We start from the raw sequence: 16,169 nt of genomic DNA, 5'->3' as shown, positions 1-16,169 counted from the left end.
TCGGCGCGGCCGGGCACACGGCCGCCGGCGGAGGGCGCCCGGGCGCGGGGGTGACGGCCACCGCCCTCGTGGTGCTGACCGCGCTCAACACCGCGCTCTCGGCCCGGGCCCGGCGGCACGCGTTCCGGGCCGCGGTCCTCGGAGCGGCGATGCAGCAGGCGCTGCTGCACCTGGCGTTCCACGCGTCCACCGGCCCGTCCGGGCACCACCCGCGCGGGGACGGGTCCATGCCGCACCCGGCGCACACCCCGCACCACGCGCACGAGTCAGCCGCGCCGGACGCCGCGACCGCGATGGGGGCGGCGCACGCGCTGGCCACACTCGGGGCCGTCGTGGTCCTGCTGCGCGGGGAACGGCTGCTTCGCCGTCTGGCACGGCTGCTGGCCCGCGGGCTGCGCCTCCCGGCGCCGACGGGCACGCCGTGTCCCGAGACCGTCCGCGTGCCGAAGCCGTCCGGTCCGCCGCCCCTGTCCTTCGGTGCTCTCCTGGCCCGCGCCCGCGGCAGGCGCGGGCCCCCTCGGTGATCCTGGCCGCCGCCCGCCCCACGCGGGCGCGGCCGGAACACACCCGTCCGGACCCGGTCCGGACGGGATGTCGTCCTGTCCACCTTTCGCAGCGCGCCGTGCCACGGCGCGCCGGACGAGGGATCACCCATGACCACGACCGAAACCGGCCCGGCAGCGCAGCCGGGCCCGGCGGGCGCACCCGACGCGGGCCGCCCGCCGCGTTCCCGCCAAGGCTTACGCGCGCTGCTCGTGCGCCTGCACTTCTACGCCGGCGTGTTCGTCGCGCCGTTCCTGTTCGTCGCGGCCCTCACCGGGCTGCTCTACGCCTTCACCCCTCAGCTGGACCAGCTCGTGTACGGCGACTGGCTCGCCGTGGAGCAGGTCGGGGACGCGCCGCGTCCTCTGGCCGAGCAGCTCGAGGCCGCCCGTGCCGCCCACCCCGAGGGCGTGCTCGCCTCGGTGGTCACGCCGCCGGGTCCGGAGGACACCACCCGGGTCGTGTTCTCCTCCCCGGAGTGGGGGGAGAGACAGCACACCGTGTTCGTCGACCCCTACACGGCCGGGACGCAGGGCGAGCTGACCACCTGGTGGGGAGCCACCCCGGTCACCACCTGGCTGGACGAGTTCCACCGCAGTCTCCACCTCGGGGAGCGGGGCACGCTCTACTCCGAACTCGCGGCCAGCTGGCTGTGGGTGGTGGCGGCCGGAGGCCTGGTGCTGTGGATCGGGCGGAGCCGGGGACGGCGCGCCCCCACGGCCCGCGGCGTCCTGCTCCCCGACCGCTCCGCCACCGGCGTCCGCCGGACGCGGAGCCTGCACGCGGCGACCGGCGTCTGGCTGGCGCTCGGCCTGTTCTTCCTCAGCGCCACCGGCCTGACCTGGTCGCAGTACGCGGGCGCCCGGTTCGACCAGGCGGTCGACGCCGTCCGGGGACAGGCGCCGGTGCTCGACACCACCCTGCCCGGATCGGGTCCGGACGAAGGCGAGGGCGGCCACGCCGGCCACGGTGGCGGGGGCGGCGACGCCCTCACGGCCGGTCCGGCGGACTTCGACGCGGCTCTGCGGGCGGCCCGGGACGCCGGACTCGGCGGCACCGTGACCGTGACCCCGCCGGCGGGAGAGGGCCTGGCCTGGACGGTGGCCCAGAGCGACAACGTCTGGCCGGTGCACTACGACAGCGTCGCCGTCGACGTTGCCGCGGGCGAGGTGACCGACCGCACCCGCTGGGCCGACCATCCGCTCGCCGCCAAGCTGAGCAAGCTCGGAGTCCAGGCGCACATGGGCGTGCTCTTCGGCATCGTCAACCAGATCGTGCTCGCGGCGATCGCGGTCGGCCTGCTGTGCGTGATGTCCTGGGGATACCGCATGTGGTGGCAGCGGCGGCCCACCCGTGACGACGGCCGGGCGGCCTTCGGGAAGCCGCCGGCCCGGGGCGCCTGGCGGAGCCTGCCGCTTCCGGTGCTCCTGGTCGGGGCGCCGGTCGTGGTGGCCGTCGGCTGGGCACTGCCCCTGCTCGGCGTCACCCTGGCGGCGTTCCTCGTCGTCGACGCCGCGGCAGGCGCGGTCCGCGGACGACGCGTCCGGCGTCCCTGACGGGCCCGACGCGGCGACGCGCGTGACGCGCCGACGTGCCTGACGTGCCTGACGTGCCGACGTGTTGAAGAGAGCCCGGGGTTCGTGGTCCGCGCGCTCCCCGGGCGTGCCCGGGCACGCCGGACCGACGCCCGGGCGGGGGCCCCGGGCGTCGGACCGGGCGGGTCCGGACAGACCCCGTGGCGGCGCGGCGACACCGCCGCGACGGCAGGCCGGCGAGGTGGTGCGCCGGAGCGCCGCCACCTCGCCGGCCGCGGCCGTCAGTTGTTGGCCACGAAGTCGGTCACCAGCCGGTTGAACTCGTCGGGGTGCTCGATCATCGCCCAGTGCCCGCAGCGGTTCAGGACGACCAGTCGGCTGTCGGGGATGTTGGCCAGCAGGAACAGCGAGGTCTCGAACGACACCACGCGGTCGTCGCGGCCGTGGATCAGGAGCGTGGGCACCTTGATCCGCGGCAGCAGCTCCGGCTTGACCCACTTCGGCAGCGGGGCGCCCTTGGGCAGCCCGTCGACGTAGTTGGTCAGGTGCTCCGGACGGGCCAGCGCCGCCTCCGAACGAGCCTCGCACAGCTCGGCGGTGGCGAACCGGGCCTTGTCGTAGACCATGATCTCGACGAGCCGGCGCATGTTCTCCGGGCTCGCGTCGCGGTAGGCCGCGATCAGGTGCTTCAGCCCCTCGGAGGGTCCGTCACCGGGGCCGAAGAGAGTGGGGACGCGGCCCACCGGCGGGCCCATGGTGACCAGGTGGGTGATGCGGTCGGGGTGCTCGGTGGCCAGCCGGAGCGAGGTCTGGCCGCCCATGGAGTTGCCGACGAACGCCGCCTTCTCGATGCCGAGGGCGTCCAGGAACTGAACGGCGGCCTCGACGTGGTCGAGCTGGTCGACGGTGGCGGCGGAGGACTCGCCCCAGCCGGGCATGTCGACGGCGTACACGTGGAAGTGCTCGGCCAGCGCTTCGATGTTGCCGGAGAAGTTGCTCCACCCGGTGGCGCCGGGACCGCTGCCGTGCAGCAGCACGAGCGGATGCCCCGAGCCGGCCTCGTAGTAACGCAGCTCCCAGTCGGCCGTCCTGACGGTGCGGGCGATGTCGTCGCGGTCGAGAGCCATCAGTGGTCCTCCTCGTGCGGGGCGGGGGCAGGGGCGGGGGCGGCGGCGAGCAGTTCGGCGACCACGCTCGAGGGGCGGTGGCCCCAGCTGTGCAGGCGGTCGAGCGTCTTCACCTCCCACGTCTCCTCGTCGATGACCAGGCCGCCCCAGCCGTACTCGACGCTGAACCCCGAGGGCGTGAAGACGTAGAAGCTGAACATGTGGTCGTTCGGGTGCATGCCGAGCGTCATCTCGAACGGCTGCTTGGCGTCCATGCAGCGGTCGTAGGCCAGGCCGACGTCGCGGATGTCCTGCACCTCGACCATGAAGTGGTGGGTCTTCTTCGTGTGCGGCATGTCGCCGAAGGCCACCGTGTGGTGCCGGCCGTTGCAGTGCAGGAAGATCAGGTCGGCGACGATCCCGGGCGCCAGCTCCTCGACGATGATGTCGCTGATCCGGAAGCCCAGCAGGTCGATGTAGAAGGCCAGGTAGGTCTCGCGGGACACGCCGTGCGCCAGCAGGACCTGGTGGCCCGCGCCGCCGGCGCCGGTGACGAAGCCGCCGAGCAGCTTGGCGGACGAGAACGGGGTGGCGGCGTCGGCCAGGCCGGTGACCAGCTCGACCCGGTTGCCCATCGGGTCGGCGGTGACGAAGATCTGCTCCACCTTGCGGGCGGCGGCCAGCGCCGCGTCGCCCTCGGTCACCTCGAGGCCCGCCGCGCGGACCTTGGCGACCAGCGCCTCCAGCGCGGTGGCGTCCGAGACCTCGTAGCCGGTGGCCACCAGGTCGTCGGCGGGGCCCTCGGTGACGACCCAGCGGTGGGCCTTCTCGTCGGTGCGCAGGGTGAAGCCGTCCCCGGTCCTCTCCCCGAGCTGCATGCCGAGCAGCTCGACACCGAAGTGCTCCCAGTCGGTGAGGCTGCTCACCTCGTAGACGACGTAACCGAGTTCCTTGACTCCGGACATCGGCGTTGCTCCTAACTTCTGGTGGTTCGGGGGTACTTCAGAGGGCGGGAACGGCGAGGGAGCTGACGTCGGCGGCGGCGACGAACCGGTCCGGGCGCACGGCCACGGCGCGGGCGCCGTAGCGACGCAGCCACGGCAGGAGGACCTCGTCGAGGTCGACCAGGTCGTCGTCGGACCGGGTGTAGGAGGTCTTCGGGCGGACCGCGAGGTAGCGGGCGCCGAGCGCGTCCCATCCGGCCTTCTCCTCGGCGCTCAGCAGGGTGGCGGGGTCCACGTCGTCCCCCAGCAGCACGAAGCCGTCGCCCAGGAGGTCGTCCAGACGTGCCATGCGCCCGGCGGTGTCGCCGGTGACCGGCTGCGGGACCATCCGGCCCACGACGCTCGCGTCGCCGACCGGACCGCGGAGCCATCCGGCCTCCAGCACCGGGGGAGCGGTCAGCGGCGGCTCGAAGGGGGTGACCGTGTTCTCGGGCACCGCGTTCATCGCCGCCAGTTCCTCCTCCGTCGCCACCTGCCGGATGACCCGGCCGAGGCCGACCGCGAGGCCGGTGTAGAAGGCGGCGTTGGGGCGGCGCTCCGCCTCGTAGGTGTCCAGCCAGCTCTCGGGCAGTTCGCCCTTGATCACGCGGGCCAGCTTCCAGCCGAGGTTGTGGGCGTCGCGCATGCCGGACTGCATCCCGGCGCCGGCCCACGGAGGCATGAGGTGGGCGGCGTCGCCGGCCAGGAAGACGCGTTCCCTGCGCCAGTTGTCCGCCATCCGGGTGTGGTGCTTGTAGAAGGCGTGCTGGTGGATCTCGACGTCCTCCTCGGTGACGCCGAGCGCCTTGAGCAGCGGCCACACCTCGACGGCGGTCGGGTAGTCGGCCGGGGACTCGTCCGGCTTGAGCGGGATCTCCCACCGGTGGTTGCCCGCGGAGAGCGCGATGTCGACGACCGGACGTTCCCGGTCGGACCAGAAGGTGAGGAAGTCGCGGTCCGGCCACCAGCGCCGGACGTGGCAGTCGACGACCACCCAGGTGGTCTCGTCGGTGTCGCCGAGCAGTCTGCAGCCGACGTGACCGCGGGTGAAGCTGCTGCCGCCGTCGGAGCCGATCACGTATTTGACCCGGGTGGTGCGGGTGGTGCCGTCGTCGGCCGCGGAGGTGACGGTGACGCCTTCGGCGTCCTGGTCGATCCCGGTGACCGTGTTCCCGTAGTGCACGGTGACCAGGTCCGCGTGCCGCTCGGTGACGGCCGCGCGGATCTCGGCCTCCATGGTGGGCTGGTAGATGTTGTAGAAGCGCGGCCGGCGGCCGAGCGTCGACGGCGGGTGCTCGACCCGCATGATCTCCGCGCCGTCGTAGGTGATCCACCGCAGGGCGCGCTGCGGGTCGACCACCTTCTCGACCCGCTCGTCGATGCCCAGGTCCTGGAAGATCCGCATCGTCCAGTCGTTGACGGTCACGGCGCGGGCCCGGGGATAGATGTCCCGGTCACGCTCGAAGGCCACGGCGGAGATGCCGTACTTGGCGAGGGTCAGTGCGGCGATCACTCCGGTCGGGCCGTACCCGACGATCGCGACATCCGCGTCGTAGCTCATGGTCATGCGCTGGCTCCGGTCTCACAGCTCGGACGCAATGCGAGGAAGTTTTGTACCAACCGTTCGGTTTGCTGGAGGGAGCCAACAGGGTGACGAGGTGCTGCGTCAAGGGGGTGGTCGCCGGATCCGGTCACAGTTTTGGACCGATCGATCGGTACATTCCCAGGGAACGGGCAGAGCGGGCCGCTGTCAAGAGGTGAGCCGGAACCGAGGCCCGGCCGCCCGGGCGGGACGCCGGGCCCCGGCCCGTAGAATCCGCAGGGTGAGCGAGGCGGAGAGGGTGGAGCGGGTGGAGCCGGCGGAGAAGTTCAGGCCTCCGGCGCATGCCGGGAACCGCCGCGGCCGCCGGTCGCGGCAGGAGATCCTGGACGCCGCCGCCCGGGTGATGTCCGTCCGCGGCTACGCCGGGACGTCGATGTCGGCGCTCTCCAAGGAGACCGGGCTGCCCAAGAGCGCCTTCTACCACCACTTCGAGTCCAAGGCGGGCCTGCTCTCCGCCGTCATGGAGCGGGGCGCCCACGACTTCTTCGCGGCGATGCGCCAGGCCCACGGCAACCCGCCCGCGGGCGGCGATCCCCGGGAGCGCCTGCGGTGGTACCTGCGGCGGACCGGTGAGGTGCTGGAGCACGGCGAGGAGTTCCTGCGCCTGCTGATGGTGCTGGTGATGAGCCGCGAGGCGGCCGAGGCGCCGGAGGCGATGCGGACGGTGATCGCGGTCCGCGACGAGGGCCGGGCGCTGATGCGGCACATGGTCCGCTCGTCGTTCGCCGAAGCGGGGGACGAGGCCGCGGACCAGGTCGCGGACGCGCTGGCGGCGTTCGGGATGGCCGGCTTCGACGGGGCGTTCGTGGCCCTCCAGTCGGAGGGCGGCAAGCCGATCTCGGAGTGGATGGAACAGCTCGCCGACGCGATGGCGGGACTCGGCGGGGCGATGCTCTCCCGGTGACGGCACGGGTCGACGCCGCCGGCCGCGGCCGTTGTCCGCCACGCCGCCTCCGCCGACCGGGCGCCACGCCGGTGGGCCGCACCGCGCCGTCCTCGGCCGGCCGTCGCCGACGCCGCTGTCCGGCGCCCTGTGCTCGCCGCGCGGCCGGTGCTCGCGACACGTAGGCCGGCGGTGCTCGCGCCACGTGCGCGGCCGGTGCTCGCGCCTCGTACGCCGACGGTGCTCGTCAGGGCGGCGCTAGCCGCGTGCGCCGACGGTGCCTACCGCAGCCGGTGCCCGCCAGGGCGGCGCTAGCCGCGCGCGCCGACGGCGCCTACCGCGGTCGGTGCTCGTCGCGTGCCGCGCTCGTGGTGCACCGCGTCGAGGGCGCTTCCGTCGTGACGGCGCTCGCGACGCCATGCCGCCGCCCTCGGTGTTCGCCGGGTGCCGCGGCCGCCCCGCAGCGTGTCGGGGGCGCTCGCCGTAAGGTCGGTGGTTGATGCCCTCGGCGGGTCAGCCGCGGGGGCGGCCCGCCATGACCGCGCCGAGCGCCGCCGCGGCGGACCGCACGGTGTTCTCGTGCGACTCGGGGCGGAAACGGCTCACCGGTCCGGAGACGCTGATGGCGGCCACCGCCGTGCGCCCGCCCGGATCGAGAACCGGCGCGGCCACGCAGACCAGGCCGGGCGTCGACTCCTCCCACTCGTAGGCGACCCCCGTCTCCACCGCCCGCTCGAGCTGCCGGCGCAGCATTCCCGGCGCGACGATCGTGCGGGGCGTGCGGCGCTCCAGCGTCCCCGTGAGGACCGCGGTGATCTCGTCCTCCTCGGAGTGGGCCAGCAGCGCCTTGCCGATCGCCGTGCAGTGGACCGGCATCCGCCCGCCGGTGCGGGAGGGCGTCCTGGCCTGCCGGTGCCCGCCGATCTTCGTCAGGTACAGCACCTCGCCGCCCTGCCGCACGCCCAGGTGCACCGTCTCGTGGGTGCGCTCGTAGAGGTCCTGCAGGAACGGCATCGCCAGCTCCACCGTCGTCCGCTCGGCGGCGGCCCGCAGCCCCAGCTCGAACAGGCCGCCGGACAGCCGGTACCCGTGCTCGGTCCTGTCCAGCAGCCGGTGGTGCACCAGGTCCTTGGCGACCCGGTGGACGGTGCCCTTCGCCAGCCCGGTACGCCGCACCAGCTCCGCCAGCGGCAGCACCGAGTCGGCCGGCCCGAACGCCCGCAGGAGGGCCAGCGCCTTGCCCAGGACGGTGTCGAGATCGCCCCGGCCGTGCTGCTGCTCCATGCACAACAGCGTACCGCTGAGTGGAACGCCGCTGTGGTGTCCGCCTGCCCCGTGCGCCACATTGGACGCCATGCCCCACACCCAGCCCGCTGTCGGTCCCGACAGCATCGCCGCCGCCGCTGCCCGGCTCCGCGAGGCCGCGGCCACCGGCGTTCCCGCCGCCCCGGTCCGCGACCTGATCGGCCGCGACGACGTCGAGGCCGCGTACGCCGTGCAGTCCCTGCTCGCCGCCGAACGGACCGAGGCGGGCGCCGCGGTCGTCGGCCGCAAGATCGGCCTCACCTCCGCCGCCGTCCAGCAGCAACTCGGCGTGGACCAGCCCGACTTCGGCGTCCTCTTCGACGACATGGAGTACGCCGCCGGCTCGACCGTGCCGGCCGACGCGATCCTCCAGCCGCGCATCGAGGCCGAGATCGCCTTCGTCCTGAAGGCCGACCTCGCCGAGGGCCCGCTCGACGACGCCCAGGTCCGCGAGGCGGTCGACCACGCGGTGGCCGCCCTGGAGATCTGCGGCAGCCGGGTGGCCGGCTGGGACATCAGCTTCGGCGACACCGTCGCCGACAACGCCTCCGCCGGCGGCTACGTCCTCGGCACCCGCAAGGTCCCGCTGTCCGGCTTCGACCCGGTTAACGCCGCGATGACCATGACCATCGACGGCGAGACCGTCTCCACCGGCAGCGGCGCCGCCTGCCTCGGCGACCCGGTCAACGCCCTCGTCTGGCTCGCCCGCCGGGCCCGCGATCTGGGCTCCCCGCTCCGGGCCGGCCAGGTGGTCCTCTCCGGGGCCCTCGGCCCGATGCGCCCGGTCGCCGCCGGCCACACCGTCGAGGCCACCGTCACCGGCCTCGGCACCGTCTCGGTCACCTTCAGCTGACCTCCCCCCTCCCCCTAGGACTCCCGATGAGCAAGACGAAGGTCGCCGTCATCGGGTCGGGCAACATCGGCACCGACCTGATGATCAAGATCATGCGCACCGCGCAGCACCTCGAGATGGGGGTCATGGTCGGTATCGACCCGGCCTCCGACGGCCTCGCCCGCGCCGCCCGCCTCGGCTTCGAGACCACCGCCGAAGGAGTCGACGGCCTCCTGAAGTCCCCGCAGATCGACGAGATCGGCATCGTCTTCGACGCCACCTCCGTCGGCGCCCACCGCGTCAACGACGAGAAGCTGCGCCCGCTCGGCATCCGCATGATCGACCTGACCCCGGCCGCCGTCGGCCCGTACGTCGTCCCCGCCGTCAACCTCGACGAGCACCTGGACGCCCCCAACGTCAACATGGTCACCTGCGGCGGCCAGGCCACCATCCCGGTGGTCGCCGCGGTCAGCCGGGTCGTGCCCGTCGCGTACGCCGAGATCGTCGCCTCCATCGCGTCGAAGTCGGCCGGTCCCGGCACCCGCGCCAACATCGACGAGTTCACCGAGACCACCTCCTCGGCGATCGTCCAGGTCGGCGGCGCGCGGCGCGGCAAGGCGATCATCATCCTCAACCCGGCCGAGCCGCCGCTGATGATGCGCGACACCGTCTTCGCGCTGGTCACCCTCCCCGAGGGCGAGGACGGCGTGAGCGCCCGGCGCGAGATCACCGCCTCCGTCGAGAAGATGGTCGCCGAGGTCAACGTGTACGTCCCCGGCTACCGCATGGTCCAGGACGTCCAGATCACCGACATCCCCGCCGACCAGCCGGTCGAGACCCTCCTCGCCGAGGGCGACGCCGACGGCCCCCGCCCCACGCACCAGGTCTCGGTCTTCCTCAAGGTCGAAGGCGCGGGCATGTACCTGCCCGAGTACGCGGGCAACCTCGACATCATGACCTCGGCCGCCGTGCAGATGGCCGAGCGCATCGCCGCCGCGAAGGAGACCGCGAAGTGAGCACTCAGCCTTCCGACAGCCCGGTCGCGGGTCCCGAGATCTTCGTGCAGGACGTCACCCTCCGGGACGGCATGCACGCCGTCCGCCACCGGATCACCCCCGACGACGTCAAGCGCGTCGTCACCGCCCTCGACGAGGCCGGCGTGGACGCCGTCGAGGTCGCCCACGGCGACGGCATCGCCGGCGGCTCCCTCAACTACGGCCCCGGCTCCCACACCGACTGGGAGTGGATCGAGGCGGCGGCCTCCGTGCTGAAGAACGCCCGCCTCACCACCCTGCTGCTCCCCGGCGTCGGCACCATCGACGAACTGAGGCACGCCTACGACCTCGGCGTCCGCTCCGTGCGGGTGGCCACCCACTGCACCGAGGCCGACATCTCCGCCCAGCACATCGCCGCCGCCCGCGAGCTGGGCATGGACGTCTCCGGCTTCCTGATGCTCTCCCACATGGCCGAGCCCGCCGAACTCGCCCGCCAGGCCAAGCTCATGGAGAGCTACGGCGCCCTGTGCGTGTACGTCACCGACTCCGGCGGCCGGCTCACCATGAACGACGTCGCCGCGCGGGTACGCGCGTACCGGGACGTCCTCGACCCGGAGACCGAGATCGGCATCCACGCCCACGAGAACCTCTCGCTGTCCGTGGCCAATTCGGTGGTCGCGGTGGAGAACGGCGTCCGCCGCGTCGACGCCTCCCTCGCCGGGCACGGCGCGGGCGCGGGCAACTGTCCGCTGGAGGCGTTCGTCGCGGTCGCGGACCTGTCCGGCTACCGGCACGGCTGCGACCTCTTCACGCTGCAGGACGCCGCCGACGACATCGTCCGCCCGCTCCAGGACCGGCCCGTCCGCGTCGACCGGGAGACCCTCACCCTCGGCTACGCCGGGGTCTACTCCAGCTTCCTGCGCCACGCCGAGGTCGCCGCCCGCCGGTACGGCGTCGACGTCCGCGACATCCTCATGGAGTGCGGGCGGCGCCGCCTCGTCGGCGGCCAGGAGGACATGATCATCGACATCGCGCTGGACCTCGCCGCCCGGAAGGCCCCGGCGGCCTGACGCCCCGCGCCGCCTCGGACCGCCCGCCTCGGACCGCCCGCGTTGGACTGTTCGGCCCGCGTTCCCCGAATGCCCGGCATGGCGAATGGCCATGAGGGCCGGGGCTCCCTCCAATGGTGCAGGAGCGTTCCCCGGCATCGAGTGAGGCTGCAGACGGGTGAGTACGAGTTCGCGGCATGAGGAGGGGTCACCGGCCGGCCGGCCGGTGGTGCTCCTGCTGGACGAGCGGGGGACGGTGCGGCGGTGCAGCGCCGCCGTGTCGGACCTCCTCGGCCGCGATGCCGAGGAACTCGAAGGGCGGCCGTGGAGCGAGGTCGGCCCCGTCGAGCCGCGCCGGGCCGGCGGACCGGACGGTCCCGCGAGCGGGCAGCACTCCCTGGTCCTGAGACACCGGGACGGGACGGCGGTCGAGGCGGACGCCGAGGTCGTGCCGCTGCCGGCCGGTGGTCCCCCCGGGCGGCTGGTGCTCCTCGCCGCCGCCGGACCCCCACCCGCCGCGGGACGCACCCGGGCCCTCGTGCGGGGCGTGTTCGCGCAGGAGGCGGTGGGGCTGGTCGTCGACGTACCCGGTCCCGGGGACCGGGTTCTCCTCAGCCCCGGTTTCTTCGGACTGGACCAGCCTTCCGGGGGAGGTCCGTGGGAGGGGCGGCTCGAGGACGTCCTGGTGGCCGAGGACGCCGCGCGACTGGAGTCCTGCCTGCGGCGGGTGCGGGAGACGGGAGAGCCCGCCGCCCATCCCATGGTCCCGGCCCGCGGACACGGCCTGCCGGGCAAGGAACGGCTCGTCTCCGTGTCGGCGTTCCCGCTGGAGGACCGGCGCGGCCGGCCCCACGGCGCCGCCGCGCTGCTCATCGACGTCACCAGGCGGAACGCCGCCCAGCAGGAACTCACCCTCCTGCACGCCTCGGCACGCCGGCTGGGCAGGTCGCTGGACGTGACCCGCAACGCCGAGCACGTCGTGCGCCTCCTGGTGGAGGAGGGATTCGCCGACCTCGCCTGCGTGGACCTGACCGAGCCGGTGCGTCAGGGCGGCGACGCCGCCACCTTCGTGCCCGGCACACCACTGCACCGGGTCGCCGTCGCGTCCGCGGACGGCAGCTGGCCTCCGGAGATCTATCAACTGGGCGACCGGGTGCGCGCCAGGGAGGTGGAGACCGAGGCCGTCGGAGCGGGCAGCACGGCGGTCGTGCCCGACCTGGCCGCGCTGCGGCGGCGGCTCGAGACGGACCCCGAACGGATGCGGCTCCTCTTCCCCGCCGCGGCCGCCTCCGCCCTCTTCGTCCCGCTGTTCGCCCGCGGCCACGTCCTGGGCGTGCTGTGCGCGTGGCGGGGACCGGGCCAGCTGCCTTACGGCGACAGCGACGTCCCGCTGATCGACGCCGTCGCCTCCCGCACGGCGCTGAGCCTGGACAACGCCCGCCGCTACACCCGCGAACGCCGGACCGTCGAGGAACTCCAGCGGAGTCTGCTGCCACCACCGGTCAGCCGGACCACGGCCGCCCAGAGTTCGGGCGTCTTCCTGCCGGCCGGCAGCGCGGAGGGAAGCGGCGGGAGCTGGTACGACGTGATCCGGCTGTCCGGCGCCCGGACGGCGTTCGTGGTCGGACGGGTCGCCGGGCACGGGGTGCACGCCGCCGGCGCCATGGGGCGGCTGCGCTCGGCGGTGCAGACCCTGGCGGACGTGGACCTGCCGCCCGACGAGCTCCTCGGGCATCTCAACGACCTGGTGTCGCGCATGGGCGGGGACGAGGAACACCGGCCGGCCTCCTTCTCCGGCTCCCTGTACGCCGCGACCTGCCTGTACGCCGCCTACGATCCGGTCACAGGGTGGTGCCGCATGGCCAGCGCCGGCCACCCGGCGCCCCTGCTCGCCCGGCGGGGCGCCGACGGCGTCACCCGTGTCGACCTCCGGCCCGGCCCGCCGCTCGGAAGCGGCGACCACCAGCCGTTCGAAGCGGTGCAGCTGCGCCTGGACCCCGGTGACGTCCTCGCCTTCCACTGCGGCCCCTCGGACGCCGCCCCGTCCGCCGATGCCGGGGACCTGCGCCTCGTCGCGGACAGCGCCCGCGCCGCCGCCGACGGCGGCGAACCCCTGGAGGACGTCACCGACCGGCTGCTGCACCGCCTGCGGGCCCGGCCCCGGGCCGAGGACCTGACACTGCTGCTGGCCCGGGTCGACCGGCTGCCGGACGACGACTTCGTCTGCTGGGAACTGCCGGCCGACCCCGACCAGGTCGTCCGGGTCCGCGGTCTCGTCGCCTCGCAGCTGGCGCGGTGGGGGCTGGAGGAGGCCGCGTTCACCACCGAACTGATCGTCAGCGAGCTGGTCACCAACGCGATCCGCTACGCGGGCGGACCGATCGGCGTGCGCCTGGTCAAGGACGAGCGCCTGATCTGCGAGGTGTCGGACCCCAGCCAGTCGCAGCCCCACCTGCGCCGGGCGCGCCTGTCCGACGAAGGCGGCCGCGGCCTCTTCCTCGTCGCCCAGATGACCGATCGGTGGGGCAGCCGCTACACCCCCGAGGGCAAGACCATCTGGACCGAGCAGACGCTCGCCCCACCCGCCGGGCCGCCGCGCTGACGGACCGCCGGCCCGGGCGCGAGGCGCCCGGGCCGACGGCGAGGGGCGGTCAGCGGGCGGCCGCCTCGCCGTCCCCGAGGCGTGCCGGGTCCTGGCCGACGTCGTGGGCCAGGGCGTTCACCGCCGCCGCGAACAGGCGCGGCAGACGTTCGGCCGTGGGGACGATCAGCGAACCCAGCACGGGACGGCGGCGCGCCGCCGTCAGCAGTTCCGTCAGGTACCGGTGGCGTCGCGTCGCCCGCTTCCAGTCCGTCTCGTAGCGTCCGGGCGTGCCGCGGCACAGGTTGCGCACCAGGGCCTCGGCCCCGACGAGGGCCAGGAAGACGCCCTCGCCGGTCAGCGCGTCGATGTAGCCCGCGGCGTCGCCGACCAGCAGCACCCGCCCGTGGTGGCGGGTGCGGGACCGCCGGCGCAGGGGTCCCGCTCCCCGCACCGCGGTGACCGCGGCGCGGGGCGGGAGCAGGTCGAGCAGGTGCGGGAAGTCGGCCATCTGGACGTCGAAGGACGCACGCCGGCTCGTGAGCAGCGAGAGACCGACCAGGTGGCGGCCGAGCGGGGTGACGTAGGCCTCCGCGTGGGGACCCCAGTGCACCTCGACGGCCGTGGTCCACGGAGCGACGGCGTAGTGGCGGCGCAGCCCGTACCGGGGCGGCGCGCCGGTGCCCACCTCGAGGCCGAGGGAGCGCCGCAGCGGCGAATGCAGGCCGTCGGCGGCGGCCAGCCACCGGGCGCGCAGCCCGCATCCCGGCAGGGTCACGCCGGTCGCGTCCTGGCGCACCTCGCCCACCCGGACCGGCAGCACCGGTACGCCGGCGTCGAGGACGGCGCGGTGCAGCACCTCGTGGAGCTCGGTGCGGCGGGCGCCCAGGCCGCCCCCGTCGCGGAAGCACGCGTGGCTGCGGCGGTCGCCCTGCACGTAGCGGATGCCGGTGAGCGGATGCCCCGGCACCCGCAGGTCCAGCCGGGCCAGGGCGCGCACCGCCCCGGGCATCAGGCCCTCCCCGCACGCCTTGTCGATGGGGGCCGACCGGGGTTCGGCCACGACGACGTCGAGCCCGGCGCGCGCCGCGTGGAGCGCGGTGGCCAGCCCGGCCGGCCCGCCTCCGGCGACCACCAGGTCGTGGGAGGCGCCCCTCACGCCGGCGCGGCGGAGGCCAGGGCCGCGTTCTCGCAGCGCACCCGAACCGTCAGCAGCAGGGCGTTGGCGGTCGAGAACACCGCCGCGGTCACCCACGCGGTGTGCACCAGGGGCAGGGCGGCGACCTCCACGACGACGACGGCGTAGTTCGGGTGGTGCAGGAACCGGTAGGGACCGGTGCGGATCAGCGGCGCGCCGGGCAGGACGACGACCCGGGTGGTCCAGCGGGGACCGAGGGTGCCGATGCACCACAGGCGCACCGCCTGCGCCAGGCACACGAGCGCCAGCATCGGCCAGCCCAGCGCGGGCAGGAACGGCCGGTGCAGGAGCAGGGGTTCGGCCAGGCAGCACACGAGCAGGCCGGTGTGGAGCGCGACCATGGCCGGGTAGTGGCGCCGGCCGTGCTCCACCCCGTCACGCGTGCGGGCCCACGCCGCGTTGCGCCGGGTGAGCAGCAGTTCGGCCAGCCGCTGGCAGACGGTGGCGAGCAGCAGAAGGGCGTACCAGGGCATGAGAGGTCCTCACCAGCGCAGAAGGACGAGTTCGGAGCAGAAGCCGGGACCCATGGCCAGGAGCAGTCCCCAGGAGCCGGGCTCCGGGCGGCCCGCGTCCCGGATGCCCTGGAGGATGTGCAGGACCGAGGCCGAGGAGAGGTTCCCCACCCGCGCCAGCGACGACCACGAGGCGGCGAGGGCGTCCGCGGGCAGGCCGAGCGTCCCGGTCAGCGTGGACAGGACCTTGGGGCCGCCGGGATGGCACACCCAGGTCCCGATGTCGGCGGTGGTCAGCCCCTGTTCGGCGAGGAAGGCGCGCACGCCGGCGCCGAGGTGGTCGCGGACCAGGTCCGGGATTCCGGCGTCGATCACGACACGGAACCCGCCGGCCCCCACGTCCCAGCCCAGGAGCCGCTCGGTGCCCGGATAGAGGTGGCTCCGGACCGCCACGACGGAGGGGCCCGCCGCCGTGCCCCGGGCCGCGGGGTCGGCGCAGGCGCCGCCTCGGGCGACCAGGGCGGCCGCGCCGTCGCCGAAGAGCGCGCCGGCCACCAGGTTGGCCGTGGAGTCGTCGCGCCGTTGCAGGGTCAGGGAGCACAGTTCGACGCTGAGCAGTACGGCCGTGCCCTCGGGGTGGCCGCGCAGGTAGTCGTGGATCCGGGCGAGTCCGGCGGCCCCCGCCGCGCACCCCAGGCCGAAGACCGGCAGCCGTTTGACGTCGGGCCGCAGCCCCAGACGGCCCGCCGTCCGGGCGTCGAGCGAGGGAGCGGCGATCCCGGTGATGGAGGTGCACAGCAGGAGGTCGACGTCCTCGGGCCGCAGGCCGGCCTGCCGCAGGGCGCCCGCGACGGCCTCCTCGGCCAGCCGCGTGCCCACGGCCAGCCAGCAGTCGTTGCTCTCCCCGAAGTCGGCGAGCCGGGCGTACCGCTCGATCGGCAGGGCGAGGTGGCGCGTGCGCACGCCGGAGGACCGGTGCAGGCGCCGCAGCAGGGCGCGGTCGGCGCCCGGCGCCAGGCACAGGTCGCCGATCGCCTCGGTGAGGTCCTCCTGCGTGTACGCGTGCGGCGGCAGGACGGTGTGCACACCGGCGACCGTGCTCAC

General features: G+C 74.4%; 14 protein-coding genes. 7 read left to right on the top strand and 7 right to left on the bottom strand.

Translation table 11 applies throughout. The features are described from left to right. The first annotated feature begins 50 nt into the window (after window positions 1–50). The gene (locus ACFRAV_RS02275; protein WP_382550631.1) at window positions 51–524 is read left to right on the top strand and encodes a hypothetical protein; all 474 of its coding nucleotides are present in this window, start codon (window positions 51–53) and stop codon (window positions 522–524) included. Window positions 525–653: 129 nt separating this feature from the next. After that, window positions 654–2,099 (top strand): PepSY-associated TM helix domain-containing protein, encoded by a 1,446-nt coding sequence (locus ACFRAV_RS02270; RefSeq protein ID WP_382550629.1) that lies wholly within the window; start codon window positions 654–656, stop codon window positions 2,097–2,099. Window positions 2,100–2,359: 260 nt separating this feature from the next. On the opposite strand, the gene ACFRAV_RS02265 is transcribed toward ACFRAV_RS02270, so the two are convergent. The 3 genes from ACFRAV_RS02265 to ACFRAV_RS02255 are packed head-to-tail and all read right to left on the bottom strand — an operon-like array spanning window position 2,360 to window position 5,734. Next, window positions 2,360–3,205 (bottom strand): alpha/beta fold hydrolase, encoded by an 846-nt coding sequence (locus tag ACFRAV_RS02265; protein ID WP_382550627.1) that lies wholly within the window; start codon window positions 3,203–3,205, stop codon window positions 2,360–2,362. Beyond that, a complete protein-coding gene (locus tag ACFRAV_RS02260; RefSeq protein WP_382550625.1) occupies window positions 3,205–4,149 on the bottom strand; it encodes a VOC family protein in 945 nt (314 codons plus the stop codon). Before ACFRAV_RS02260 ends, ACFRAV_RS02265 begins: the two co-directional genes overlap by 1 nt. Window positions 4,150–4,186: 37 nt before the next feature. Further along, the gene (locus ACFRAV_RS02255) at window positions 4,187–5,734 is read right to left on the bottom strand and encodes a bifunctional 3-(3-hydroxy-phenyl)propionate/3-hydroxycinnamic acid hydroxylase (RefSeq protein WP_382550623.1); all 1,548 of its coding nucleotides are present in this window, start codon (window positions 5,732–5,734) and stop codon (window positions 4,187–4,189) included. A gap of 256 nt (window positions 5,735–5,990) precedes the next feature. Between ACFRAV_RS02255 and ACFRAV_RS02250 the strand changes: the two genes are divergently transcribed. Further along, window positions 5,991–6,674 carry a TetR/AcrR family transcriptional regulator gene (locus tag ACFRAV_RS02250; protein ID WP_382550621.1) on the top strand — a complete coding sequence of 228 codons (684 nt, stop codon included), beginning with the start codon at window positions 5,991–5,993 and terminating at the stop codon, window positions 6,672–6,674. A gap of 492 nt (window positions 6,675–7,166) precedes the next feature. On the opposite strand, the gene ACFRAV_RS02245 is transcribed toward ACFRAV_RS02250, so the two are convergent. Beyond that, on the bottom strand, window positions 7,167–7,937 hold the full coding sequence (locus tag ACFRAV_RS02245) for an IclR family transcriptional regulator (RefSeq protein WP_382550619.1): 771 nt from the start codon (window positions 7,935–7,937) through the stop codon (window positions 7,167–7,169). Between the two features lie 70 nt (window positions 7,938–8,007). Between ACFRAV_RS02245 and ACFRAV_RS02240 the strand changes: the two genes are divergently transcribed. From ACFRAV_RS02240 to ACFRAV_RS02225, 4 genes are all read left to right on the top strand, one after another. After that, window positions 8,008–8,811: a 2-keto-4-pentenoate hydratase gene (locus ACFRAV_RS02240; RefSeq protein ID WP_382550617.1), complete on the top strand. Its 804-nt coding sequence runs from the start codon at window positions 8,008–8,010 to the stop codon at window positions 8,809–8,811. Between the two features lie 26 nt (window positions 8,812–8,837). Continuing rightward, a complete protein-coding gene (locus tag ACFRAV_RS02235) occupies window positions 8,838–9,806 on the top strand; it encodes an acetaldehyde dehydrogenase (acetylating) (protein WP_382550615.1) in 969 nt (322 codons plus the stop codon). Next, the gene (gene dmpG / locus ACFRAV_RS02230) at window positions 9,803–10,855 is read left to right on the top strand and encodes a 4-hydroxy-2-oxovalerate aldolase (RefSeq protein ID WP_382550613.1); all 1,053 of its coding nucleotides are present in this window, start codon (window positions 9,803–9,805) and stop codon (window positions 10,853–10,855) included. Before ACFRAV_RS02235 ends, dmpG begins: the two co-directional genes overlap by 4 nt. Before the next feature lie 157 nt (window positions 10,856–11,012). Beyond that, window positions 11,013–13,436 (top strand): SpoIIE family protein phosphatase, encoded by a 2,424-nt coding sequence (locus ACFRAV_RS02225; RefSeq protein WP_382550610.1) that lies wholly within the window; start codon window positions 11,013–11,015, stop codon window positions 13,434–13,436. Window positions 13,437–13,485: 49 nt separating this feature from the next. Here ACFRAV_RS02225 and ACFRAV_RS02220 read toward each other — a convergent pair whose 3' ends face one another. Genes ACFRAV_RS02220 through ACFRAV_RS02210 form a run of 3 tightly spaced genes read right to left on the bottom strand, consistent with a single transcriptional unit; the run spans window position 13,486 to window position 16,169 of the window. Further along, complete coding sequence (locus ACFRAV_RS02220; protein ID WP_382550608.1) at window positions 13,486–14,574, bottom strand: NAD(P)/FAD-dependent oxidoreductase; 1,089 nt, start codon at window positions 14,572–14,574, stop codon at window positions 13,486–13,488. Continuing rightward, on the bottom strand, window positions 14,571–15,086 hold the full coding sequence (locus ACFRAV_RS02215; protein ID WP_382550606.1) for an isoprenylcysteine carboxyl methyltransferase family protein: 516 nt from the start codon (window positions 15,084–15,086) through the stop codon (window positions 14,571–14,573). The genes ACFRAV_RS02220 and ACFRAV_RS02215 overlap by 4 nt, the downstream gene beginning before the upstream one ends. 9 nt (window positions 15,087–15,095) lie before the next feature. After that, on the bottom strand, window positions 15,096–16,169 hold the full coding sequence (locus ACFRAV_RS02210) for a type III polyketide synthase (protein WP_382550709.1): 1,074 nt from the start codon (window positions 16,167–16,169) through the stop codon (window positions 15,096–15,098).

Origin of the sequence: Streptomyces sp. NPDC056600, assembly GCF_042792855.1 — a bacterium.
In the GTDB taxonomy this organism is placed as follows: domain Bacteria; phylum Actinomycetota; class Actinomycetes; order Streptomycetales; family Streptomycetaceae; genus Streptomyces.
This window is presented reverse-complemented; position numbering and strand designations above follow the sequence as displayed.

Bases quoted from the DNA above. Each gene is read 5' to 3' on its own strand.
- ACFRAV_RS02270 (WP_382550629.1), top strand. From the start codon at position 654: ATGACCACGACCGAAACCGGCCCGGCAGCGCAGCCGGGCCCGGCGGGC.
- ACFRAV_RS02265 (WP_382550627.1), bottom strand. From the start codon at position 3,205: ATGGCTCTCGACCGCGACGACATCGCCCGCACCGTCAGGACGGCCGAC.
- ACFRAV_RS02260 (WP_382550625.1), bottom strand. From the start codon at position 4,149: ATGTCCGGAGTCAAGGAACTCGGTTACGTCGTCTACGAGGTGAGCAGC.
- ACFRAV_RS02255 (WP_382550623.1), bottom strand. From the start codon at position 5,734: ATGACCATGAGCTACGACGCGGATGTCGCGATCGTCGGGTACGGCCCG.
- ACFRAV_RS02245 (WP_382550619.1), bottom strand. From the start codon at position 7,937: ATGGAGCAGCAGCACGGCCGGGGCGATCTCGACACCGTCCTGGGCAAG.
- ACFRAV_RS02240 (WP_382550617.1), top strand. From the start codon at position 8,008: ATGCCCCACACCCAGCCCGCTGTCGGTCCCGACAGCATCGCCGCCGCC.
- ACFRAV_RS02235 (WP_382550615.1), top strand. From the start codon at position 8,838: ATGAGCAAGACGAAGGTCGCCGTCATCGGGTCGGGCAACATCGGCACC.
- ACFRAV_RS02215 (WP_382550606.1), bottom strand. From the start codon at position 15,086: ATGCCCTGGTACGCCCTTCTGCTGCTCGCCACCGTCTGCCAGCGGCTG.